This window comes from Neisseria sp. N95_16 (genome assembly GCF_002551535.2).
In the GTDB taxonomy this organism is placed as follows: domain Bacteria; phylum Pseudomonadota; class Gammaproteobacteria; order Burkholderiales; family Neisseriaceae; genus Neisseria; species Neisseria brasiliensis.
On record NZ_PDBT02000151.1, the window covers coordinates 1 to 974 of the forward strand.

2 protein-coding genes are annotated in these 974 nt (G+C 51.7%); both read left to right on the top strand.

Annotated features, from left to right (window positions below):
• A partial coding sequence (locus tag CRG49_RS12940; protein WP_198515178.1) for a hypothetical protein occupies nucleotides 1-380 on the top strand: 380 nt, incomplete at its 5' end.
• A partial coding sequence (locus CRG49_RS12945) for a hypothetical protein (RefSeq protein WP_097784638.1) occupies nucleotides 381-974 on the top strand: 594 nt, incomplete at its 3' end.

Genomic DNA, 974 nt, shown 5'->3' on the forward strand with positions numbered 1-974 from the left:
AACAAACCATGCGCGTCACAGGCGAGACGGTCATCAGTCCCGATGGCAGCGTTGTGCAGTATTTTCACATCAAGAATGCTAAGCCCCTTTGGTTTGGTTTTGAAGAGGCTGCCGTCGGTTATGGGAATACTACTGCGGGGAGATTAATAGATATCGACTTATGGACAGCTATGCCCAATAAAGTCTGTTATGCCTCAATCCAATTTGTACGCGCCACCGATACGAATATATCGCAAAGATGGCAACATGAGGCCTCTGAGCATAAATACAGCTGGAATCCTCGCGGCACAAATAAAAATAAAGTCTCGTTTAACTCGCGCCGCTGGGCTGGCGACAGTGATGAATTAATCGATATGGTCATTAAAGTAGAGGGTTATTAAATGATTGATATTAATACACAACTGAGCGGATATTGCGTCCGCATCAACAACGAGGTCGGCGAATTTGACTTAATCGACCGCACATTGGCGCAGCTGTATCCCGATATCAACATCGACGAGCTGCCCGAATTAAGCATCAGTCAATATCAGCAATGGTGCGGCCGCGGCAACCAAACCGCCGTTTATAAAAACGGCGAGCTGATTTTGCAAGCCAAAAACAGCCCCGCCATCAATCTTGCCCAAGCCAAAGCCGCCAAGCTGGTTGAGCTTAACGCAGCCGCGCAAGCCTTTGTAAATCAGGCGGCCGATTTGGATAGCATCCCCGATTTTGAGCTGCAAACATGGCCGCTGCAATCAGCCGAGGCGCAAGCGTGGGCAGCCGACAACACCGCCGCCACGCCCGTGTTAGACCGCATTGCCGCCGCGCGTGGCATGGAGCCTGACAAACTCAAGGCCGCCGCCTTGCGCAAAGCCTTGGCCTATTCCGCCTTGTCTGCCCATGTGGCAGGGCAACGTCAAGCCTTGCAAAGCAAGATTGGGGCGGCCAAAACGGTTGATGCGCTCGATAAAATCAAGATTGAGTTCACCGCGCCG